The organism is Curtobacterium phoenicis, assembly GCF_047238015.1.
Lineage (GTDB): Bacteria > Actinomycetota > Actinomycetes > Actinomycetales > Microbacteriaceae > Curtobacterium.
Map to the genome: position 1 here is coordinate 187,434 of NZ_JBDFLZ010000002.1, position 21,724 is coordinate 209,157.

A 21,724-nucleotide genomic window follows, 5' to 3' on the forward strand; every position below is an offset into this window, starting at 1 on the left:
GCTTTCGCGTTCGGCTGGCCGGGAGGCCCGGGTTCAGTCCGGCAGGTCGGCCGGCCGGGCCTCGTGGTGGCGTCGGCCCTGCGTGCGCCGGTCCTCCTTCATGCTCGCCTCGAACAGGTGGCGCTTCCCGCCGACGAGCTGGTCGCGCGCGGTCTGCTCGAGCTCCTTGGCGAGCGCGTAGTAGCCGTCGTCGTAGTCCTCCATGATCTGGAAGGTCCACCGGCCGGCGATGACGTTGCGGCCGACGAGCTCGGTGGCGATCCGGTCCGCGAGGTCGGTGTGCCCCGCCTTCCGGAGCTGTTCGACGGCGTCGCCGAGGTCGAGGTCGGCCTTGCCGGTGAGGCGGTGGAAGCCGTACAGGAGGCCCCGGGCGTGCTCGATCACCTCGAGCGCCGCGGACAGCGTCCCGAGGGCCTCGACGGTCGCCTCGGACACCCCCTCGGGCACCTGGTGCGCTGCGTCGGGGCCCTGGTCGTCGTGGTCCTGATCCGTCATGGCTCTCGTCTACCGGATGACCGCTCCGGCCCCTCCGAGGTGGGTGTCCCCCGACGCCGGACCAGCCGTCCGCGCACCGCACCGTGCCGTTGCCGAGTGCACGGACGTGGCCTACCATTCGAACACACGTTCGAACAGCAGGAGGTCATCGTGATGATCATCGACACGGCCGCGACGGTCTGGTGGACCGCGGGCGTCCCCGAGCGGCTGGTGTGGTCCGGCCGCCGCTGGCGCGTCACGGACACACCGACCCGACTCACCGTCACCCGTGCAGAGCTGCCCACCGCGATCACACACGCACCCGAGCGGACCGTCGGGTGGCGGTTCCAGGCGACCGCGGAGGACGGCGAGACGCTGGTCCTCGACATCGTGCCGGAGGGCGGCGGATGGGGCGTCGCGCGGACGTGGACGTGACCGCGCGCTACGGTCCGGGCATGACCAGGTGGATCGCGCTGCTCCGCGGCGTCAACGTGAACGGCATCACCATCCGGAACGCGGACCTCGCCGAGACCTTCCGCGGACTCGGACACGAGGACGTCCGGACGGTGCTCGCGTCGGGCAACGTCGTGTTCACCGCCGCCGGCAGCGCCGCGCACGTGAAGAGCACCGTCGAGCAGGCCCTCCGGGACCGGTTCGGCTACGACGCCTGGATCGTCCTGCTCCGACACGACGACCTCGCGGGCATCATGGCCGGGTTCCCCTTCTCCGCCGCACCCGACCGACACGACTACGTCGTCTTCGCGTCCGAGCCCCCGGCCCTCGACGACTTGCTGGCCGACCTCACGCTCGACGGCTCGGTGGAACGGGTCGCTCGGGGCGAGGGCGTCGTGTACTGGTCCTGCCCGAAGGGCTCGAGCACCGACACGGTCTTCGCGAAGCGCGCCGGAGCCGCCCGGTTCAGGCGCACGACCACGACGCGGAACACGAACACGCTGCGGAAGCTCCTGTGACCGGCACCACCGGTGGCCCCCGCCGTGGCACGCTGCACCACGTCGAGCTCCGGGTCGCCGACCTCGACCGAGCCGTCCCGACCTGGGGATGGCTGCTCGGCGAGCTCGGGTACCAGCCGTACCAGCGATGGGACGGCGGCCGGAGCTGGACCGCGGGCGGGACGTACGTCGTGCTCGAAGCGGCACCGCTCGTCGGTGCGCACGACCGGCGCCGACCCGGCCTGAGCCACCTCGCGTTCCACGCCGGCAGCCCGGCGGACGTCGACCGCCTCTGGCAGGCAGCCCCGGCGCACGGGTGGTCGCCCCTCTACGCCGACCGCCACCCGTTCGCCGGCGGACCGGACCACCACGCGGCGTTCCTCGAGGACGCCGAGCGGCTGAAGGTCGAACTGGTGGCGGCCGACCGCTGACGGCGGCGACGTGGCGGACGCCCGCCGTGCCTCCCGCCCGCCGCGGCGCTACGCCGTCTGGTCGTCCGGCTCGAGGTCACGCTCCAGCGAGATCGTCGGGATCGACGCGGTGATGACCGACCCGTCGGCACGGAGCGTGCCCTGGATGTCGCTCGTCGTCGGTGCCCGCCCGGTCATGCGCGGCCCCTGGTGTGGCAGGGGCACCACCGTGGGCTCAGCGGCGGAGAGGTCCCACTGCTGGTTGTGGACCCACACCGTGAAGCCGTCGCCCTGCTCGATCGTGAACGTGAGGGTGTCCTGCTCGAGGTCGACCCGCACGCGGTTGCCCCGGACCGTGATGCGGTAGGTGATGCGCTCCCAGTCCCTCGGCAGCCGCGGGTTGAAGGTCATGCGGCCGCCGTGGTCGCGCATGCCGCCGAAGCCGTTCACCAGGGCGCCCCAGACACCGCCCGTCGACGCGATGTGCACGCCGTCGGTGGTGTTGCCGTGCAGATCGGCCAGGTCGACGTAGAGCGCCGTCAGGAAGTACTGCACCGCGAGCTCGCAGTAGCCGACCTCCGCCGCCATGATCGACTGCACCACGGCGGACAGGGTCGAGTCGCCCGTGGTCAGCGCGTCGTAGTAGTCGAAGTCCCGACGCTTCTCCGCGGCGGTGAACTCGTGGCCCTGCAGGAACAGCGCGAGCACGACGTCGGCCTGCTTGAGCACCTGGAACCGGTAGATCACGAGCGGGTGGTAGTGCAGCAGCAGCGGCCGCTTCGACTCCGGCGTGTTCTCGAGGTCCCAGAGCTCCTTGTCGAGGAACTGGGCGTCCTGCGGGTGGATGCCGCGGTGCGGGTCGAACGGGATCTCCATCGACTCGGCGGCGTGCTCCCAGCCGGCGATCTCGGCAGCGTCGAGCCCGGTGCGCCGCACCATCCGGCCGTACTCCTCCGGGTCGTCGGCGGCGAGCTCCCGGCACGCCTGCACGGCGTACCAGAGGTTCGCCCGGGCCATGACGTTCGTGTAGAGGTTGTCGTCGACGACCGTCGTGTACTCGTCGGGGCCGGTGACACCGTCGATGTGGAACTTCTTGTCACCGTTCGAGCGCCAGAACCCCAGGTCCTCCCACAGGCGGGCGGTCTCGACGAGGATGTCGATCGCGCCGCGCTTGAGGAACTCGCTGTCGCCCGATGCTCGGACGTACTGCATGAGCGCGTGGGTGATGTCGGCGTCGATGTGGTACTGCGCGGTGCCCGCCGCGTAGAACGCGCTTGACTCCTCCCCGTTGATCGTGCGCCAGGGGAACAGGGCACCGCGCTGGTTCAGCTCGCGAGCTCGGGACCGCGCCGCGTCGAGCATGTTGTAGCGGAACCGCAGCGCGTTCCGGGCGACGATCGGTGCCGTGTAGGACAGGAACGGCAGGACGTAGATCTCCATGTCCCAGAAGTAGTGCCCGCCGTAGCCCGAGCCCGTGACGCCCTTCGCCGCGATGCCGTGGCCGTCGGTCCGGGCCGTGGCCTGCGCGAGCATGAAGAGGTTCCAGCGGACCGCCTGCTGGAGGTCGGGCTTGCCGGCGATCTCGACGTCGCTCCTTGCCCAGTAGTCGTCCATCCACGCGCGCTGGGCGGCGAAGACGTCGTCGACGGTCGCCGCGTGCGCACGGTCGAGCGTACGGTCGCAGCGATCGGCGAGTTCCCGCGCCGGGACACCGCGGGAGGTGTGGTAGACGATGCTCTTCACCAGGCGGATCGGGACACCCGCCTTCGCCTGCACCCGGTAGACGTGCTTGGCGAGGTCGTCCTCGATCGAGGACGACTCGTCCCACGAGTTGTCGGTCTCGAGGTGGTGCTCGACGCCGACACAGATCGTCATGCCCGAGCTCGCCGCCTGGTACCCGAGGAGCGACCGCGCACCCGTGCTGCGCTTGAGCTTCGGCTCGAGCACGCGCTCGGTGAAGGCCTCGGCCTTGCGCGGGTCGAAGGCGTTCGCAGCGGCACGCATCCCGGCGTGGTACTCGTCCTGGACGTCCTGCCGGTTGAGGATCTGGCTGGAGAGCAGGATCGAGGCGTCCGCGTCGAGCACGGTCACCTCGTAGTCGATGACGGCCAGGTGCCGGTCCGTGAACGACACGAGCCGACGGGACCGGATGAGTACCCGCTTGCCGGACGGCGTCGACCACTCGGTCTCGCGGAACAGGTACCCGCCGCGGAACTCGAGGCGACGCGTGTGCCGGAGGATGTCCGCCTCGGCCAGGACGAGCGGCTCGTCGTCGACGTACAGCCGGATCACCTTCGCGTCCGGCGCGTTGATGATCGTCTGCCCGGTCTTCGCGAAGCCGAAGGCGTCCTCGGCGTGCCGGATCGGCCAGGTCTCGTGGAAGCCGTTGACGTAGGTGCCGTACTGGACGCCGCCGCGGCCCTCGTCGAGGTTGCCGCGGAGGCCCAGGTAGCCGTTGCCGACCGCGAAGTTCGTCTCTGCCACGCCCTGCTCGTCGGGCGTGTACTCGGTCTCGACGAGCGCCCACTCGTCGATCGGGTAGCGGACGCGGTCGAGCGGGTCCGAGGTGATGGGGTTCATGCTGCTCCGGTGAGGGGGAGGAGAGGTGTGGGGGTGTCGTCGCGGCCCGGGATCGGCCGCGACCCGTCAGGCCGCCGGGGAGGGGACTGCGCGGAGGTCGTCGACGAGGTCGGCGAGGTCTCCCACCACCACGTCCGCCCCGTGGGCGCGCAGTGCGTCCGCACCGGCCCCGCGATCGACGCCGATGACGAGCCCGAAGCCGCCGTTGCGGCCGGCCTCGACCCCGCTCGTGGCGTCCTCGACCACGACGCACTCGGCAGCGGTGAGCCCGAAGCGGCTCGCCGCGTCGAGGTAGGTGTCCGGCGACGGCTTGCCCTCGAGCGCGTCCTGCCGGGCGACCAGACCGTCGACGATCACGGGGAAGCGTTCGAGGATCCCGGCGGTCCGGAGCACGGGCACCGCGTTCGCCGAGCTCGACACGACGGCGACCGAGTAGCCGGCGTCGATCGCGGCGACGAGGAACCGGTACGAACCCGGGTACGGCTCGACCCCGTGCTCCTCGAGCTCGGCCGTGAACTCGGCGTTCTTCCGGTTGCCGAGGCCGCACACGGTGTCGAGCGACGGGTCGTCGTCGGGAGCGCCCTCGGGCAGGTCGATGCCGCGCGACGTGAGCAGCGACCGGACCCCGTCGTAGCGGGGCTTGCCGTCGATGTGGTCGAAGTAGTCCTGCTCCGTGTACGGCGCGGCGCCGTGCGCGGCGAGGTACGGCGTGAACAGGCGGCTCCACGCACGCATGTGCACCTCGGCGGTCGGTGTGAGGACTCCGTCGAGGTCGAACAGCAGCGCGCGCTGATCCGCGAGGCGGGCGGGGGTGGGCCGGTCCGGTGCGGTCATGCGCCCACTCTAGGACCGCCCCCGTCCGGGCACCCAGGCGCGACGCCGATGTGTGGAGAGAGTTCACCGAGAGCGGAGCGTGCAGGACTCCGCGCGATGCGGACGGACCGGTGAAGTCGCTCGGGAGCGGTCCGACACCCTGACGGGGACGGAAGGTACCCCCATGACCAGCGACACCGCGGAACGCTCCGCTCCGGGACGGCAGGACTCGAAGCTCCGACAGGCGATCACCGGCCCGCTCCTCTACCTCTTCATCCTCGGCGACGTCCTCGGCGCCGGCATCTACGCCCTCATGGGTACGCTGTCGGAGGACGTCGGCGGGGCGCTCTGGGCACCGCTCGTCCTCGCCCTGCTGCTGGCCCTGCTCACCGCGGGCTCCTACGCCGAACTCGTGACGAAGTACCCGAAGGCCGGCGGCGCAGCGGTGTTCGCCGAGCGGGCGTACAAGGTGCCGCTCGTGTCGTTCCTCGTCGGGTTCAGCATGCTCGCCGCCGGGGTCACGAGTGCCGCCGGCCTGTCCCTGGCCTTCGCCGGCGACTACCTCGGGACGTTCGTCGACCTCCCGCCGGTGCCCACAGCGATCGTGTTCCTCGCGCTCGTCGCCTGCCTGAACGCCCGCGGCATCTCGGACTCGCTTAAAAGCAACGTCGTGATGACGATCATCGAGGTGTCCGGTCTCGTCATCGTGATCGTCGTCGTGGCCGTCATGCTCGGCGGCGGAGGCGGTGACGTGAGCCGCATCGGGGCGTTCCCGGCCGACGCGAACCCCGCACTCGCGACCCTGAGCGCCGCGATCGTCGCCTACTACTCGTTCGTCGGCTTCGAGACGAGCGCCAACGTCGCCGAGGAGGTCCGCGAGCCCCGCCGCGTCTACCCGAGGGCCCTGTTCGGCGCGCTCGCCACGGCGGGCGTCGTCTACGTGCTCGTCGGACTGGCGAGCGCGATCGCGCTCCCCGCGAGCGCGCTCGCGGGCTCGTCGGGCCCGCTCCTCGCCGTGGTGTCCGCGTCCGGCGTGCCGATCCCGGACTGGGTGTTCAGCCTGATCGCACTCGTCGCGGTGGCGAACGGCGCCCTGCTCACGATGATCATGGCGAGCCGCGTCACCTACGGGATGGCCGAGCAGCGGCTCCTGCCCACCGTGCTGGCGAAGGTGCTGCCGAACCGGAAGACCCCGTGGACCGCGATCGTCGCGACCACCGTCGTCGCGATGCTGCTCACCCTGGTCGGCGACGTCGGCACGCTCGCCGAGACGGTCGTGCTGCTGCTCCTGTTCGTCTTCATCAGCACGAACGTCGCGGTGCTCGTGCTCCGCCGCGATCGCGTGGACCACGAGCACTTCCGGGTGTGGACGTTCGTCCCCGTCCTCGGCGTCGCGTCGTGCGTCCTGCTGCTCACGCAGCAGAGCGGGCAGGTCTGGCTGTACGCCGCACTGCTGCTCGCCGTCGGCGTCGTGCTGTACTTCGTCGCGCGCCTCACCGGGGGCCGCGGGTCGCGGGGCCGCGGACGCGACCGGCAGGACACGCAGGCCGACTGACGGTACGGCCGCCGTGCCTCCAGGGCGACTGCCGGGAGGCACGGATCACCGCGACCGGACCGCGTACGGTGACCACGTGACCGGCTCAACCCCCGTGCGTCTCCGGGCGGCCGCCGTGGCGGTCCGCGACGGCCGGGTGCTCGTCGTCCTCCGCGAGCGCGACGGACGGCGGTACGCCGTCCTGCCCGGCGGCGGCGTCGAGCCCGGCGAGACCCCACAGCAGGCCTGCCTGCGCGAACTGCGCGAGGAGACCGGGCTCGACGGCGAGCTGGTCGCGCTGCTTCCCGTCGGGCTCGACCGTGCTGCGCCCGTCGTGTACCTGCACGTCGACACCGGCCCGGGGCTGCCGGAGCTGGCCGCGGACGCGCCGGAACGGGAACGGACGACGCCGACGAACCGCTACGAGCCGAGGTGGGTGCCGATCGCCGACCTGGGCACGGTCGGGCTCGTGCCCGCGCTCGCCGTCGACGCGGTGCGGACGGCCGTCAGCGCAGCCCGGTCCCCGGGGGCAGTGCCTGCACCCACCGCTCGACCGCCGCGCTGATCTCGGAGCGGGCCTCGGCCGGGGAGATCGTCGCCGTACGGTCGCCGGGCTGGTCGCCGTAGGCACCGAACTCCGCGTGGTTCGAGCCCCGGATCTCGACCATCGTGGCGGTGGACGGCAGGAGGTGCCGGGCTGCGTCGACCTTCGCCGGGGTGGAGAGCCCGTCGCGCGAGCCGGAGATGCTGAGGACCTGGATGTACGACCGGCTGATGTCGTTCGCGCAGTAGCTCCCGAGGAGCAGCAGCCCGTCGGCGTCCTTCGCGAGCTGGCAGGCGCGGACCCCGCCGAGGGAGTGCCCGCCGACGGCCCACGTCGTGACCTCCGGGGCGTGCGCCTCGAAGGTCGAGAGCGGCCGGGTGTCGAAGAACGCGAGGTTGAGCGTCGGTTTCGTGATGACCACCGTCGTCCCGGTCGCCACCACCTGACGGAACGTCGCCATGTACGCGTACGGGTCGACCTTCGCGCCGGGGATGAACACGATGCCCTTGCCGTCGGCCTGCCCGGTCGGCGTCATCACGATCGAGTCGCCGGCGTCGCGGACGGACACCCGGTCGTCGCGCCAGACCTGCAGCGCCGCGCTGCGCGTGCCCTGCATGACGATGTTCGCGTAGACGAGGAACACGACGGCGAGCAGGACGACGACGGCGACGACCCAGGCGGTGGTGCGGAGTGCTCGGTTCACGGTCGTTCCTCCAGTGTTCGGCGCATGACGCGTTCGCGCCGGCCGTCGGACAGCGGTTCGCCCGGCTCCGCCGTGTGGACGAAGCCCGTGCGGACGTACGTCTCCTGCGCGCCGAGGTTGTCCGGCATCACGGAGAGCACCAGCTCGTGTGCGCCGTGCTCGACCGCCCAGGTGGCGACCGCGTCGATCAACAGCCGAGCGACGCCGCGGCCGCGTGCTGCGGGATGGACCCACATCGAGATGAGTTCGACGCGGTGCTGGTCGTCGGCATCGGGGACGCCGCTCGCCATGCCGACGGGGCGGTCGCGCTCGGCGTCCACGGCGAGGAGGTCCACCGCACCGGGCAGCGAGAGTCGGGTGCGCCACCGGTGCTCGGGCGCGTCCTGCCAGTCGACCAGACGGGAGCCGAACGCGTCGGGAGCGTCGGCGAGCGCGGCGAGCCGGACCGGGCGCCACGTGGCCCAGTCGTCGGCGGTCACCCGGCGGAGCTCGATCGTCACGCGCTGACGCTACAGCGGGCGGCTCCACGCGACCTCCTGGGCGAGCTGGCCGGTCGACCGGAACAGTGCGACCTGGGTGGTGCCGGCCAAGGCCGTCGCGAGGGCGTCCCGGTCCGCCGGGGTGAACCCGAGGGCCTGCCAGAACGGCCCGGACCGTCGGCTGAACAGCCACGCACGACCGGCACCCGTCGAGGCCGCCTGCGCCATCGCGAAGCGCGCGAGCCGCGTGCCGGTGCCGGAGGCGCGGAACGCCGGGTCGACGGCGACGCTGCGGAGGAGGGCGTGCCTCCCGTCCGGCGACGTCTCGAAGCCGGTGGATCCGACGACGGAGCCAGCCGTGTCGCGGACCGCCCACAGCCGCACGCCGGGATCGCCGAGACCCGCCACGGTGAGGTCGTTCGCCGTCAGGAACGCGCGCACGTCCTCGGCGTCCGCCACCCCGACCGGGTGGAGCTCCGTCACGGGTGACCGGGGCTGAAGCGGTACCCCATGCCCGACTCCGTCACGAGGTAGCGCGGGTTCGCGGGGTCCGGCTCGAGCTTCCGCCTGAGCTGCGCCATGTAGAGCCGCAGGTACCCCGAGTCGTTCCCGTGCGTCGGGCCCCACACCTCGGTGAGCAGCATCTCGCGGGTCATGAGCCGGTCCGGGTTCGTCACGAGGACCTTGAGCAACCGCCACTCGGTGGGCGTCAGACGGATCGCCGGGCCGCTCGGCGGGGTGACCTGCTTCGCGACGAGGTCGACGACGAGGTCGCCGATCGACACCGTCGGCGCTCCCCCGGCGGACGCTGCGACCGCGGCCTGCCGACGGCCGAGCGCCCGGAGCCTGGCCAGCAGTTCGTCCATCTGGAACGGCTTCGTCACGTAGTCGTCGGCGCCGGCGTCGAGGGCGTCGACCTTGTCGGACGAGTCGGTCCGGCCGGAGAGCACGAGCACCGGCACCTGCGTCCAGGCGCGGAGCCCCTCGAGCACGCCGATGCCGTCCAGCCGGGGCATGCCGAGGTCGAGCAGCACGAGGTCGGGCCGTTCGGTGATGACCGCGTCGAGCGCGGCGCGGCCGTCCCGGGCGGTGACGACGTCGTACCCGCGGGCGGCGAGGGTGACGGCGAGCGCCCGGACGAGCTGGGCGTCGTCGTCGGCGATGAGGACCTTGGTGCTCACAGGACCGACACCCCCACGTGCCCGGCGATCGGCAGCCGCACCACGACGGTGAGGCCGCCGCCGGGGGTGTCGTCGACCTCGATCGTGCCGCCCATACCCTCGGTGAACCCGCGCGCGAGCGCCAGCCCGAGGCCGAGTCCGGTGTCGTTGTCGGTGTCGCCGAGCCGCTGGAACGGCTGGAAGACCTCGCCGCGGCGGTCCTCCGGGATGCCGGGCCCGTGGTCGGCGACGCGGAGCTCGACCCCGCCGCCGAAGGCGCTCGCGGCGACACGGACCCGCGTGCCCTCGGGTGCGTACCGGCTGGCGTTGGCGAGCAGGTTCACGACGACGCGCTGGAGCAGCACGGGGTCGGCGAGCACGGGAGGCAGGTCCGCGGGGAGGTCGAGGTCGACGTCCTCCGGCCCGAGTTCGAGTTCGTCGAGCGCTGGTGCGACGACCGTCTCGACCGCGAGGGGGACGGTGCGCACCGCGAGGACCCCGGCCTGCACACGGCTGACGTCGAGGAGGTCCGCCAACAGCACCGCGAGCTGTCCGAGGCTCTCGTCGGCGGTCGCGAGCAGTGCCTCCCGGTCGGCGTCCGACAGCTCGATGTCCGCCGCCCGGAGGGTCTGCACGGCTGCCGAGGCGGCCGCGATCGGCCGCCGGACGTCGTGGCCGACGGCCGCGAGGATGGCGCTGCGGACGCGGTCCACCGCCGCGATCCGCTCCGCGTCCACGGCCGTCCGTGTCAGCTCACGGTGCTCCACCGCCGCGTCGAGCTGCTGCTCGACGACGCGCAGCAGCCGCCGCTGGGTCGGGTCGTCGGGTGCGCCCGCGAACTCGAGCACGGCGCCGGACGGGAGGCTCGTGGTCGCGTCCGGCGCGTCGCCGAACGTCCCCGACGTGGCCGGGACGTCGTCGCCCTGCCGGATCCGCACGCCCTGAAAGCCGAAGGCCTCACGGGTGCGGTCGAGCAGGGCCTGCAGGGCGTCGTCCCCGCGCAGGACGCTGCCGGCGATGCCGACGAGGAGCCCCGACTCCGCTGCGGCACGGCGCGCTGCACGGGAGCGTCGGGCAGAGCGGTCGACGACGAAGCTCACGAGCACGGCGCTGACGACGTACATCACGAGCGCCACGAGGTGCCACGGCTGCTGGACGGTGACCATGTAGAGGGGTTGCACGAAGAAGAAGTCGAGGCTCAGCCCGGACAGCACCGCGGCGAACACCGCGGGCCACATGCCGCCGACGAGCGCCACGACGAGCACGAGCAGCTGGTAGGCGAGCACGTCGACGGTGATGGCGTCCGGATCGCTGCCGAGCGAGAGCAGCCAGGTCAGCAGGGGTCCGGCGACGAGGCTCAGGACGAACGCGGCGACGATCCGGCCGCGCGACAGGCTGCCGCCGAGCCGGGGCAGGGCGAACCCGCCGCCGGCCCGCTCGTGCGTGACGACGTGCACGTCGATGTCGCCGGACTCGCGGATCACCGTGTTGCCGATGCCCGGTCCGGTGAGTGCGGCGGCGAGACGTGTCCGCCGGCTGACGCCGATGACGATCTGGGTGGCGTCGATCGACCGTGCGAACCGGACGAGGGTGCCCGGGACGTCGTCGCCGACCACCTGGTGGTAGGTGCCGCCGAGCTGTTCGAGCAGCGCGCGCTGCTTGCCGAGTGCGCCGGGGTGCCGTTCGCGGAGGCCGTCGTTCGTCGTGACGTGCACGGCGGCGATCTCGCCCCCGGCGCTCCTCGCGGCGATGCGGGCCGCACGCCGGAGCAGCGTCTCGCCCTCCGGTCCGCCGGTCAGCGCGACGAGGACCCGCTCCCGGGCCTCCCACCGGTGGTCGATGCCGTGCTCGGCGCGGTACGCACGGAGCGCGTCGTCGACCTCGTCCGCGAGCCAGAGCAGGGCGATCTCGCGGAGCGCGGTCAGGTTGCCGAGCCGGAAGTAGTTCGAGAGCGCCGCGTCGATCCGCGCCGCCGGGTACACCAGACCGTCGGACAGCCGGTCGCGCAGGGCTGCCGGGGACAGGTCGACGACCTCGATCTGGTCGGCGGCACGCACGACGGCGTCGGGGACGGTCTCACGCTGCACGGTCCCGGTGATCTCGCGGACGACGTCGCCGAGCGACTGCATGTGCTGCACGTTCACGGTGGAGATGACGCTGATGCCCGCGGCGAGCAGCGCCTCGACGTCCTGCCAGCGCTTCTCGTGCCGGCCCTCTGGGGCGTTCGTGTGGGCGAGCTCGTCGACGAGCGCGACGTCGGGCTGCCGGGCGAGGACGGCGTCGAGGTCCATGTCGTCGAGCTGGACGCCGCGGTGTTCGACGACCCGGCGCGGGACGACCTCCAGCCCGTGGACCAGCGCGGCGGTGGCGGCTCGGTCGTGGGTCTCGACGACGGCGACGACCACGTCACGGCCCTCGGCGGCCATCCGGTGCCCTTCCTCGAGCATCGTGTACGTCTTGCCGACGCCCGGTGCGGCGCCGAGCAGGACCCGCAGCTTGCCTCGCTTCACGTGCTCATCCTCTCGCGTCGGGGTCGTGTTCGGGGCGGCGGTGGTGGACGGGGCGGTGCCGATGCTCCCCGCACCACCGAAGTCGGTACGCACCACGGTTCGACGCGGTTCGAGGTGACTTCGATTGCGCGGGAGCGATCGGCACCACCGTCAGGACGCCTTCGCGAGCGCCAGGTTCAGCTCGAGGACGTTCACGACGGGCTCGCCGAGGAACCCGAGCTGCCGCGACTCGGTGTGCTGCTCGACGAGCGCGCGGACCGTCGACTCCGGGAGCCCGCGGGCCTCCGCCACGCGCGAGACCTGCAGCATCGCGTACTCCGGGCTGATGTCCGGATCCAGCCCGGAGCCCGAGGCGGTGACCGCGTCCGCCGGGACCGATGACTCGGGAACCCCGTCGGCCTTCGCGATCGCGGCCTTGCGCTCCTCGATCGCCTTCAGCAGGTCCGGGTTGTTCGGGCCGAGGTTCGAGCCGCTGGACGCGTTCGCGTCGTAGCCCTTCTCACCCGCCGCGCTCGGGCGGGACTGGAACCAGCGGGCGGAGCCGGACCCGTCGAACGACTGGCCGATGAGCGACGAGCCGACGACCTTCCCGGACGAGTCGGTGACCATCGAGCCGTTCGCCTGGTCGTGGAAGGCGGCCTGCCCGACGCCCCAAACCGCGAGCGGGTAGGCGACGCCGAGGACGACGGTGCAGAGGAGGGTGAGGCGGACCGCCACCGAAGCGGAACGGAAGGTCGAACGTGCAGATGCCATGACTAGAACCCCGGGATGAGACCGACCACGAGGTCGATCAGCTTGATGCCGATGAAGGGGACGACCACGCCGCCGAGCCCGTAGACGAGCAGGTTGCGGCCGAGGATCGACGACGCCGAGGCGGCGCGGTACGTGACGCCGCGCAGTGACAGCGGGATGAGCGCCACGATGACGAGCGCGTTGAAGATGACCGCGGAGAGGATCGCGGACGACGGGCTGTGCAGCCCCATGATGTTGAGCGCTGCGAGGCCCGGGAACGCCAGCTGGAACATGGCCGGGATGATCGCGAAGTACTTCGCCACGTCGTTGGCGATCGAGAACGTGGTGAGCGCGCCGCGGGTGATGAGCAGCTGCTTGCCGATCCGGACGACGTCGATGAGCTTGGTCGGGTCGGAGTCGAGGTCGACCATGTTGCCCGCCTCCTTCGCCGCCGTGGTGCCGGTGTTCATCGCGACGCCGACGTCCGCCTGCGCCAGGGCCGGGGCGTCGTTCGTGCCGTCGCCGGTCATCGCGACGAGGTTGCCGCCCTCCTGCTCCTTGCGGATCAGTGCGAGCTTGTCCTCCGGGGTGGCCTCGGCGAGGAAGTCGTCGACGCCGGCCTCGGCCGCGATCGCCTTGGCGGTGCGCGGGTTGTCGCCCGTGATCATCACCGTGCGGATGCCCATCTCGCGCAGCTGCGCGAACCGCGCGGACATGCCGTCCTTCACGACGTCCTTGAGGTGCACGACGCCGAGCAGCGTGACCGCGCCCGAGGCCGAGCGGCGGGCGACCACGAGCGGGGTGCCGCCCTGGTCGGAAACCTCCGCGACCGTGGCGTCGATCGCGGACACGATGTGCGGCTCCGGCGCGGAGGAGGACGCGGCGGCCCAGGCGAGCACCGCTGCGGCGGCGCCCTTCCGGACCTCGGTCCCGTCGGTCAGGTCGAGGCCGGACATGCGGGTCTGCGCGGTGAACGGCACCTCGACCGCACCGGCGGGGAGTCCGGCGCCGATCCCGGCCTCGGCGGCCAGGTCGACGATCGAGCGGCCTTCGGGGGTGCTGTCGGCGGCGCTCGACAGTGCCGCCGCCTCCATCAGATCGGCCTCGGTGACACCGGGCACCGGCACCACGCGGGACGCACGACGGTTGCCGTACGTGATCGTGCCGGTCTTGTCGAGCAGCAGGGTCGTGATGTCACCGGCCGCCTCGACCGCACGGCCCGACATCGCGAGCACGTTGTGCTGCACGAGGCGGTCCATGCCGGCGATGCCGATCGCGGAGAGCAGCGCGCCGATGGTGGTCGGGATGAGGCAGACGAGCAGGGCGATGAGCACCGGGATGCTCACGGTCGCGCCGACGAGTCCGGCGATGGGTTGCATCGTGAGGCAGACGATGACGAACACGATCGACAGCGACGCGAGGAGGATGTTCAGCGCGATCTCGTTGGGCGTCTTCTGCCGGGCAGCACCCTCGACGAGCCGGATCATCCGGTCGATGAAGGTCTCGCCGGGGGTCGAGGTGATCCGCACGACGATGCGGTCGGACAGCACCCGGGTGCCGCCCGTGACGGCGCTGCGGTCGCCGCCCGACTCGCGGATGACCGGGGCCGACTCCCCGGTGACGGCGGACTCGTCGACGGACGCGATGCCGTCGACCACGTCGCCGTCGCCCGGGATGACCTCGCCCGCGACGACCACGACGACGTCGCCCTTGGCGAGGTCGACGGACGCGACCTCCTCGGTCTGGTTGCCGGTGGCGGCGGGATCGGCGGCGGCGTAGCCGATGACCCGGCGGGCGCTCGTGGTCGAGCGGGTCTTGCGGAGCGTGTCGGCCTGCGCCTTGCCGCGGCCCTCGGCCACGGACTCGGCGAGGTTCGCGAAGACGACGGTCAGCCAGAGCCAGACGGCGATGGCGACGGTGAAGGCGGACGGCTCGACGAACAGCGTGACGGTCGTCAGGGCTGCGCCCACCTCGACGATGAACATGACGGGGTTGCGCCACATGAGGCGCGGGTCGAGCTTGCGCAGGGCGCCCGGGAGGCCCGCCAGCAGTTGGCGGGGTCCGAAGGCGGACGAGGTGGTCGGCCTGGAGGCGGTGGTCGCCTCGGGCGCGGTGGTCGCGGTGGTCATGAGGTTGTCCTTGGACGTCGACGGTGCGTTCATCGTGCGAGCGCTTCTGCGAGGGGGCCCAGTGCGAGCACCGGGAAGTAGGTGAGGGCGGTGACGATGACCGCCACACCCCCGAGGAGGCCGATGAACAGCGGCCGGTGGGTCGGGAGGGTGCCGGAGGTCGCCGGGACCTTGTCCTGCTGGGCGAGCGAGCCGGCGAGCGCCAGCACGAGCACCATCGGCAGGAAGCGTCCGAGGAGCATCACGACGCCGAGCGAGGAGTTCATCCACGTCGTGTTCGCGGTGAGGCCGCCGAACGCCGAGCCGTTGTTGTTCGCGCCCGAGGTGTACGCGTAGAGCAGCTCCGAGAGGCCGTGGTTGCCCGGGTTGAAGATGCTCGTCCCGACCACCTGCTCGCGGACGCCGGGGATCACGAGGGACAGCCCGGTGGCGAGCAGCACGAGCGTCGGCGTGACGAGGATGTAGAGGGCGGCGAAGGTCATCTCACGCGCCCGGATCTTCTTGCCGAGGTACTCCGGGGTGCGGCCGACGAGCAGGCCGCCGATGAACACCGTGATCACGGCGAGGACGAGCATGCCGTAGAGGCCGGATCCCGTCCCGCCGGGGCTGATCTCGCCGAGCATCATGTTGAGCAGGGCCATCATGCCGCCGATCGGCGTGAAGCTGTCGTGCATGGCGTTGACGGCGCCGGTGGACGTGGAGGTCGTCGCGGTGGCGAAGAGCGTCGAGCCGAGGATGCCGAACCGGGCCTCCTTGCCCTCCATCGCCGCGCCGGCGGCGTGGGTGGCGGTGCCGCCCCCGCCGAGTTCGGCGATCGACATCACCGAGAGCGACACGAGGAAGATCCCACCCATCACGGCGAGGATCGCGTACCCCTGACGGTCGTCGCCGACGAGCCGTCCGAACGTCCGCGGCAGGGAGAACGGGATGACGAGCATGAGGAACACCTCGAGGAGGCTCGTCCACGCCTGCGGGTTCTCGAACGGGTGCGCCGAGTTCGCGTTGAAGTACCCGCCGCCGTTCGTGCCGAGCTCCTTGATGGCCTCCTGCGAGGCGACGAAGCCGTCCGGGATGTGCTGGGTCCCACCGGCGAGGGTCGTCACGTCCGTACCGGCACCCCAGGACTGGATGACACCGCCCGCGATGAGGACGATCGCGAAGACGAAGGCACCCGGCAGCAGGAGTCGGACCGTGCCGCGCACGACGTCCACCCACACGTTGCCGAGCACGCCCGACGTCCGACGGGCGAACCCACGGACGAGTGCCACGGCGACCGCGAGACCGACGGCCGCGGACAGGAAGTTCTGCACCGCGAGGCCCGCCATCTGGACGCTGTAGCCGACCGTCGCCTCGGGCGAGTAGGACTGCCAGTTCGTGTTGGCGACGAAGGACGCCGCCGTGTTGAACGCGAGCGACGGCCCGACGTTCGGCAGCCCGAGGTCACCCGGTAGCACGACCTGGATGCGCTGCAGGAGGTAGACGACGAGCAGCCCGACGACGCTGAACAGCAGGACACCCCGCAGGTACGCGGGCCAGGACTGCTCGGCGTCGGGGTCGACACCGATGACCCGGTACACCCCGCGCTCGACGCGACCGTGCCGAACGGGCGTGTAGACGCTCGCCATCCAGTCACCGACGGGGCGGTAGCAGACGACGAGGAGCAGGACGAGCAGCGCGACCTGGGCGATGCCGGCCCACGTGTCCCCCGCGCTCATCAGAACTCCTCCGGCCGGACGAGCGCCCAGACCAGGTAGACGACAGCGGCGACGCCGAGGACGGCCGCGGCGATGGTGATGCCGATCACAGCCGCTCCAGCCCCTTGGCGATGAGGGCGACCACACCGAACACGGCGAGGACACCGGCGACGACGAACACGTCGAACACGAGGACTCCGTAGGTTGCACGGGTCCAGCACCGGGCGGTGCGGACCGCACCATTCCTGGTGCGTCACCGATCGTGCGACCGGTGTCGTGCCTCCAGGCCGGTCCTAACGGATCCCTGACGGCGTCCTGACGGACGCATGCGCGGTCCTAACGGGACGCTGCGTGGAGACGGTCCCCGACGGCCGCCGTCGCCGCCCGGAGTGACGGCGGGCCACTCACCGTGAACTCGACGGCGAACCCGGCGACCCGCGCGGCGAGCGCCTCCCAGGACCACGAACCGGTGGTCAGACGACAGCGGTCGGGCCCCGTCTCGACAAGGTCGTCCGCCGCTTCGAGGTAGGGCTCGACCGTGCTGGCCGGACAGTGCAGTTCCACGGTGCCCGTGCACGGCCACACGTCCTCGACCGCGGACCCCTTGGAGCGCGCCGCCACGAAGGACGCCGGGTCGTTCCAGGGGACCTCGCGCGGCGCGAAGCGCAGCCGCGTCGGCGCCCGCGGCACGATGCGGTCCACCCGGAACGTCCGCCAGTCCGACCGCTCGAGGTCCCACGCCAGGAGGTACCAGCGACCGGACCGGGCGACCACGGCGTGCGGCTCGACCCGGCGGGGGTGCTCGTCCGGTCCGTAGCCGAACCGCAGCACCTCGTGCGCAGACACCGCGCGGCTGACCTCGACCAACACGTCCGGGTCCACGGTCGTGCGCGCGGCCGTGGCCACGACCTCGACCGCACCGACGCGGTTCCGGAGCCGCTCGGGCATCACCTGCCGGATCGTCGCGAGTGCACGGACGGCCCCCTCGGCGATGTCGGCGCCCGACGCCGGGGCCACCGCGAGGGCGACCGCGATCGCGACGGCCTGGTCGTCGTCGAAGAGCAGCGGCGGGAGGTCGGCGCCCGCGGCGAGCCGGTACCCGCCGGCAGGTCCGCGGAGCGCCTCGATGCGGTACCCGAGCTCCCGGAGGCGGTCGACGTCCCGGCGGAGCGTGCGCGGGCTGACCTCGAGGCGACCGGCGAGCTCGTCGCCCGGCCAGTCCCGGTGCACCTGCAGCAGGGACAGCAGCGTGAGCATGCGCGACGACGGTCCGGCCATGCTGCAAGTATCCGTGGAGAAGCGGTCACGATCTGACCGCATCGCCCAAGATGCTCGTCCCATGAGCATCGAGACCACGACCCACCTCAACTTCGACGGACAGGCCCGCGAGGCCCTCGACCACTACGCCCGCGTCTTCGGCGGCGAGGTCGCGTCCATGACCTACGGCGCGATGGGCGCCTCCGACGAGCCGGCCTGGGCCGATCGGATCGTCTTCGGACAGGTGACGACCGACGCCGGCTTCCGCATCATGGCGTTCGACGTCTGGCCCGGTCAGCCCTACGACCAGGGCAGCGACGCCTTCTACGTCTTCGTCCACGGGGACGACGCCGCCGAGATCGAGCGGTACTGGGCGGGGCTGCTCGACGGCGCGGAGGTCCGCCAGCCGCTCGCACCGTCGGCCTGGTCGGCGCTCGCCGGGCAGCTCCGCGACCGCTTCGGCGTCGTCTGGGCGCTCGACGTGGCCGGGGCGCAGGGCTGACGCCGTTCCGGAGCACTTCTGCACGAAAACCTGCGGACGGTACGGTGCCTGGATGCCCGAGTACCGACCGATGCCCGGCTACGAGCTCGGCGAGGGGTGGACCGGTGGGCGGCGTCGTCGCTCCCGGTCCGCCCGCGTCCGGCGGTGGGCAGGCCCGCTGATCGGGCTCCTGGCGCTCGTGGCTGCGTGCCTCCTGGTGCACTGGTACGCGGGCGTCGCGCACACCGTCGTCTGGGAGTGCGCGGTGTCGTCGTGCGGGACGGACGACCCCCGTTCCTTCGCGCCGATCGGCTCGTGGGCGCTCGTCGTCCTCGCCTCGGCCGGCCTCTGGACGTTGCCCGGCCGCGGCTGGTGGATCGGGACGGCGGTCCTGCTGTTCGGCGTCGTCGCCGGGTGGTCGATCGACTGGTGGCGGGCGCCGGGCATCGACGTCGAGCTGTTCGTCACCCCGATCGCGGCGGGGGCCGTCGGTGTGCTGTGGCTGCTCGTGCAGCTCGGCGGGACCCTGGATCGTGCACGGGTCCGGGCGCACGCCGCTCGACGTCGCGCAGCCCGAGGCCAGTGACGGTCAGCGGGTGATCGTCAGGTTGCCGAACGGTCCCGCGCAGCTCGCGTTGTCCGGGCAGGACGAGTAGTCCCAGTTCTCGATACCGAGCATCCCTTCCCCCGAGCGAAGGTCGGCGGGCAGTGGGACGGAGACCGACCACGAACCGTCGAACGTCCCGGACGAGCGAACGAGGTCGTCGTCGCGGACACCGCGGTCGTCGCTGACCCCGATCCGCCACCCACCGTCCGGCACGTCCACATCACACTCGTCCGCCGTCGAGAACGTCACGGTGTCGCCGGCCCGCGCGGTCTCCGGGGTCACCGTGAACCGCGGGACGCAGCCGGTCGTCCCGGACTCGGGCGATGCGGTGCACCCCGTCAACGCCACGCTCGCTCCGACCGACAGCAGGAGGACGGTGGCGGTGACACGGGCATGACGACGACTCGACACATCGTCATCATGCATCACTTCTACCGGATCCACCCGTCACCCGGCCCGGGGCCGGTCACTCGACAGGGAGGCCTCCACAGCCCGGTTCCGGAAGGAGGAGGGCTCGCCGCGCTCTGCTCCGCGCCACCCCTCATCTCGGGCGAGGGTCCGATGCGAGCAACCCCATCGTGATCGCGTCGACCCAGCCGTCACCGTCCCGCAGGACTTCGCGGGCCCGCCCCTCGACGACGAAGCCGATCTTCTCGTAGGACCGCTGCGCCGCGGGGTTGAACGCGTACACCTCGAGCGACACCCGGTGCAGACCCACGACGTCGAAGGCCCACGCCACCACCGCACGGCCCGCCTCGGTCCCGTACCCGCGTCCGCGCAGGGTCGGGCCGGCGAGTGCGATCCGGTAGTTCATCGACCGGTCGTCCTCCTCGAGCTCGTTGAGGACGACCTCGCCGAGGTACGCACCGTCCGGCCCGGTGATCGCGAAGTCCGCCCGGTCATCGGCGCCGGGGAGGCCCGACAGGTGTGCGAGCACCTGCTCACGGGTGAAGCGGGCACGGGTACCGGTGAGGCGCATCGCCTCCTCGTCCGCGAGGCCAGCCATCACTGGATCCAGGTGCTCCGGGCCGAGTTGCGACAGTGTCAGACGCCCCGTCCGGAGCACGGGCTGTGCGGCGAGGGCCCGGGGAACGGTCACGGTGCGGGGCTCCAGGTGCTGATCGTCACCGCTGCCGTGACCGCGGTCGGGGCGTACACGGCGTCCGCGGCGACGTGGTGGTGGCTCGGACCCATGTGCACGACGTCGTGCACGTCCTCGGCGTCGAGCTCCATCGTCCAGGTGAGGTCCTCGGAGGACCCACGGACGAACGACGGCGACAGCGAGTCGTACAGGCGGCGCTCCTTCTCGGGGTCGACCGAGATGGTCGCCTCCGCGAGCTCCGCCAGGTGCCCGACCCGCGGGGTCACGACGACGAGCACGCCGTCGGGGTGGAGGACTCGGGCGTACTCCGTCTGGTTGCGTGGCGCGAACACGTCGAGCAGGACGGCGGCGGCGCCGTCGACGACCGGGAGGCGCTCGGTCACGTCCCCGATGACGGCTCCCGCGCGCTCGTGGACGCGCGCCGCACGCCGGATCGCGACGGGCGAGAGGTCCAGCGCGACCCCGAGCCGCGCCGCCGGCGGCGCGCCGGGCGCGCCCACGGGCCTCCCGTCCGCCGCGCGCAGCGCATGCGCGAGGTAGGTGCCGGGTCCGGACCCGACGTCGAGGACGATGCCGGGGGCCGTCGCCGCCGTGACGACCGCGGCGAGCGCCCGCTCGACGGGCGCGTAGTGCCCACGACCGAGGAACCGGACCCGCGCGTCGACCATCTCCGGGGTGTCCGCGGTGAGCGACCGACGCTTGGCGGGCAGGAGCGTCAGGTGCCCCTGCTTGGCCTCGTCGAAGCGGTGCCCGTCCGCGCAGCCCACCTGCCCGTCGACACGGCCGAGCGGCTCGGCGCAGACGGGGCAGGCGAGCACGGGGAGCAGGTCGTCGCGCACCCTCCCAGCGTAGGGCCGTCGGTGCCCTGGCCGGATGTCGTACCTGACCTGAGCAGTCCTCGGTACGGTCGGTGCATGGCGATCATCCACCGTGCGGAACTCCGACCGTCCAAGGCCGAGGCGCTCGCCGCCTGGTTGCCGTCCCAGGCCTGGAGCGGGGTCACGCCGGGCGAGGAGATCGAGGTCGTCGCTCGTTTCCGGCTCGACGACCCGGAGGGCGAGGTCGGGATCGAGACGATCGTCGTGCGGACCGCCTCGGGGCGGCTCCTGCACACGCCGCTGACGTACCGGGACGCGCCACTCGACCGGGCGGACGCCTTCCTCGTCACCGAGATGGACCACTCGGTCCTCGGCCGTCGCTGGGTCTACGACGCCACCGGCGATCCGGTCTACGCCGACGTGGTGCGCCGCACGATCGCGACGGGCGACCACGAGGCCGAGCTCGAACGGGCCGACGGACCGGGTACCTGGGACAAGGAGTGCACGGCGGTCGGCAGTGGCTCGGCCCCCTCGTCGCCCACGGTCACGACGATCGACACCCGGACCGAGGAGGGCGAGACGACGATCGACACGGGGCACGGCGAGCTGGTCGTCCTGCGGGTGGTCGGGTCGCCCGTGCCGTCCGGCGAGACCCTGCGGGCATCCTGGTCGACCGGGTCCGGGGTGCTCGTGGTGCTCGCCGACTGAGCCGTCGTCGCCGGCGCGACACGGCAGGAGGGCGCTCGA

The 21,724-nt window shown here is 72.2% G+C and carries 24 protein-coding genes; 8 read left to right on the forward strand and 16 right to left on the reverse strand.

What is annotated here, in order from left to right; genetic code table 11:
* Positions 1–33: 33 nt before the first annotated feature.
* Positions 34–495: a hypothetical protein gene (locus tag ABC270_RS00945; protein ID WP_412879058.1), complete on the reverse strand. Its 462-nt coding sequence runs from the start codon at positions 493–495 to the stop codon at positions 34–36.
* 150 nt (positions 496–645) lie between these two features.
* On the opposite strand from ABC270_RS00945, the gene ABC270_RS00950 reads away from it, so the two are divergent.
* From ABC270_RS00950 to ABC270_RS00960, 3 genes are read left to right on the forward strand one after another with little or no spacing between them, the layout of a single operon-like run.
* The gene (locus tag ABC270_RS00950) at positions 646–909 is read left to right on the forward strand and encodes a hypothetical protein (protein ID WP_412879059.1); all 264 of its coding nucleotides are present in this window, start codon (positions 646–648) and stop codon (positions 907–909) included.
* Between the two features lie 20 nt (positions 910–929).
* Positions 930–1,445, forward strand: coding sequence for a DUF1697 domain-containing protein (locus tag ABC270_RS00955; RefSeq protein ID WP_412879060.1), 516 nt, complete (start codon positions 930–932; stop codon positions 1,443–1,445).
* Positions 1,442–1,855 carry a VOC family protein gene (locus ABC270_RS00960; RefSeq protein WP_412879061.1) on the forward strand — a complete coding sequence of 138 codons (414 nt, stop codon included), beginning with the start codon at positions 1,442–1,444 and terminating at the stop codon, positions 1,853–1,855. The genes ABC270_RS00955 and ABC270_RS00960 overlap by 4 nt, the downstream gene beginning before the upstream one ends.
* Before the next feature lie 48 nt (positions 1,856–1,903).
* Here ABC270_RS00960 and ABC270_RS00965 read toward each other — a convergent pair whose 3' ends face one another.
* On the reverse strand, positions 1,904–4,414 hold the full coding sequence (locus ABC270_RS00965) for a glycoside hydrolase family 65 protein (RefSeq protein WP_412879062.1): 2,511 nt from the start codon (positions 4,412–4,414) through the stop codon (positions 1,904–1,906).
* A 66-nt stretch (positions 4,415–4,480) separates the two neighbouring features.
* Positions 4,481–5,248, reverse strand: coding sequence for an HAD family hydrolase (locus tag ABC270_RS00970; protein WP_412879063.1), 768 nt, complete (start codon positions 5,246–5,248; stop codon positions 4,481–4,483).
* 163 nt (positions 5,249–5,411) lie between these two features.
* Here ABC270_RS00970 and ABC270_RS00975 point away from each other — a divergent pair, with 163 nt between their 5' ends.
* Both ABC270_RS00975 and ABC270_RS00980 read left to right on the forward strand, forming a co-directional pair.
* A complete protein-coding gene (locus tag ABC270_RS00975) occupies positions 5,412–6,782 on the forward strand; it encodes an APC family permease (RefSeq protein ID WP_412879064.1) in 1,371 nt (456 codons plus the stop codon).
* A 76-nt stretch (positions 6,783–6,858) separates the two neighbouring features.
* The gene (locus ABC270_RS00980; RefSeq protein ID WP_412879065.1) at positions 6,859–7,326 is read left to right on the forward strand and encodes an NUDIX domain-containing protein; all 468 of its coding nucleotides are present in this window, start codon (positions 6,859–6,861) and stop codon (positions 7,324–7,326) included.
* Here ABC270_RS00980 and ABC270_RS00985 read toward each other — a convergent pair.
* From ABC270_RS00985 to ABC270_RS01030, 10 genes are all read right to left on the reverse strand, one after another.
* Positions 7,268–8,008 (reverse strand): alpha/beta hydrolase, encoded by a 741-nt coding sequence (locus ABC270_RS00985; RefSeq protein WP_412879066.1) that lies wholly within the window; start codon positions 8,006–8,008, stop codon positions 7,268–7,270. The two genes, ABC270_RS00980 and ABC270_RS00985, sit on opposite strands and share 59 nt — an antisense overlap.
* Positions 8,005–8,508: a GNAT family N-acetyltransferase gene (locus ABC270_RS00990; RefSeq protein WP_412879067.1), complete on the reverse strand. Its 504-nt coding sequence runs from the start codon at positions 8,506–8,508 to the stop codon at positions 8,005–8,007. The genes ABC270_RS00985 and ABC270_RS00990 overlap by 4 nt, the downstream gene beginning before the upstream one ends.
* Before the next feature lie 9 nt (positions 8,509–8,517).
* Positions 8,518–8,970, reverse strand: a complete 453-nt coding sequence (locus tag ABC270_RS00995; protein ID WP_412879068.1) for a GNAT family N-acetyltransferase — start codon at positions 8,968–8,970, stop codon at positions 8,518–8,520.
* Entirely contained in the window at positions 8,967–9,668 is a 702-nt protein-coding gene (locus ABC270_RS01000) for a response regulator (protein WP_412879069.1), read from the reverse strand. Before ABC270_RS01000 ends, ABC270_RS00995 begins: the two co-directional genes overlap by 4 nt.
* A complete protein-coding gene (locus ABC270_RS01005; protein WP_412879070.1) occupies positions 9,665–12,157 on the reverse strand; it encodes an ATP-binding protein in 2,493 nt (830 codons plus the stop codon). The genes ABC270_RS01000 and ABC270_RS01005 overlap by 4 nt, the downstream gene beginning before the upstream one ends.
* A gap of 150 nt (positions 12,158–12,307) precedes the next feature.
* The gene (gene kdpC, locus ABC270_RS01010; RefSeq protein ID WP_412879071.1) at positions 12,308–12,910 is read right to left on the reverse strand and encodes a potassium-transporting ATPase subunit KdpC; all 603 of its coding nucleotides are present in this window, start codon (positions 12,908–12,910) and stop codon (positions 12,308–12,310) included.
* Positions 12,911–12,912: 2 nt separating this feature from the next.
* On the reverse strand, positions 12,913–15,018 hold the full coding sequence (gene kdpB / locus ABC270_RS01015; protein ID WP_412879072.1) for a potassium-transporting ATPase subunit KdpB: 2,106 nt from the start codon (positions 15,016–15,018) through the stop codon (positions 12,913–12,915).
* 29 nt (positions 15,019–15,047) lie between these two features.
* Complete coding sequence (gene kdpA, locus ABC270_RS01020; protein ID WP_412879073.1) at positions 15,048–16,733, reverse strand: potassium-transporting ATPase subunit KdpA; 1,686 nt, start codon at positions 16,731–16,733, stop codon at positions 15,048–15,050.
* Positions 16,733–16,822 (reverse strand): potassium-transporting ATPase subunit F, encoded by a 90-nt coding sequence (locus ABC270_RS01025; protein ID WP_412879074.1) that lies wholly within the window; start codon positions 16,820–16,822, stop codon positions 16,733–16,735. The genes kdpA and ABC270_RS01025 overlap by 1 nt, the downstream gene beginning before the upstream one ends.
* 226 nt (positions 16,823–17,048) lie before the next feature.
* Positions 17,049–17,990 (reverse strand): helix-turn-helix transcriptional regulator, encoded by a 942-nt coding sequence (locus ABC270_RS01030; protein ID WP_412879075.1) that lies wholly within the window; start codon positions 17,988–17,990, stop codon positions 17,049–17,051.
* Positions 17,991–18,051: 61 nt separating this feature from the next.
* Between ABC270_RS01030 and ABC270_RS01035 the strand changes: the two genes are divergently transcribed.
* On the forward strand, positions 18,052–18,471 hold the full coding sequence (locus ABC270_RS01035; RefSeq protein WP_412879076.1) for a VOC family protein: 420 nt from the start codon (positions 18,052–18,054) through the stop codon (positions 18,469–18,471).
* 52 nt (positions 18,472–18,523) lie between these two features.
* Positions 18,524–19,036: a hypothetical protein gene (locus ABC270_RS01040; protein WP_412879077.1), complete on the forward strand. Its 513-nt coding sequence runs from the start codon at positions 18,524–18,526 to the stop codon at positions 19,034–19,036.
* A 3-nt stretch (positions 19,037–19,039) separates the two neighbouring features.
* Here ABC270_RS01040 and ABC270_RS01045 read toward each other — a convergent pair whose 3' ends face one another.
* The 3 genes from ABC270_RS01045 to ABC270_RS01055 form a co-directional block, all read right to left on the reverse strand.
* Entirely contained in the window at positions 19,040–19,483 is a 444-nt protein-coding gene (locus ABC270_RS01045) for a hypothetical protein (RefSeq protein WP_412879078.1), read from the reverse strand.
* Between the two features lie 115 nt (positions 19,484–19,598).
* Positions 19,599–20,156 carry a GNAT family N-acetyltransferase gene (locus ABC270_RS01050; RefSeq protein ID WP_412879079.1) on the reverse strand — a complete coding sequence of 186 codons (558 nt, stop codon included), beginning with the start codon at positions 20,154–20,156 and terminating at the stop codon, positions 19,599–19,601.
* The gene (locus ABC270_RS01055; protein WP_412879080.1) at positions 20,153–20,998 is read right to left on the reverse strand and encodes a putative RNA methyltransferase; all 846 of its coding nucleotides are present in this window, start codon (positions 20,996–20,998) and stop codon (positions 20,153–20,155) included. The genes ABC270_RS01050 and ABC270_RS01055 overlap by 4 nt, the downstream gene beginning before the upstream one ends.
* 75 nt (positions 20,999–21,073) lie before the next feature.
* Here ABC270_RS01055 and ABC270_RS01060 point away from each other — a divergent pair, with 75 nt between their 5' ends.
* Positions 21,074–21,685: a CG0192-related protein gene (locus ABC270_RS01060; RefSeq protein WP_412879081.1), complete on the forward strand. Its 612-nt coding sequence runs from the start codon at positions 21,074–21,076 to the stop codon at positions 21,683–21,685.
* Positions 21,686–21,724: the final 39 nt, after the last annotated feature.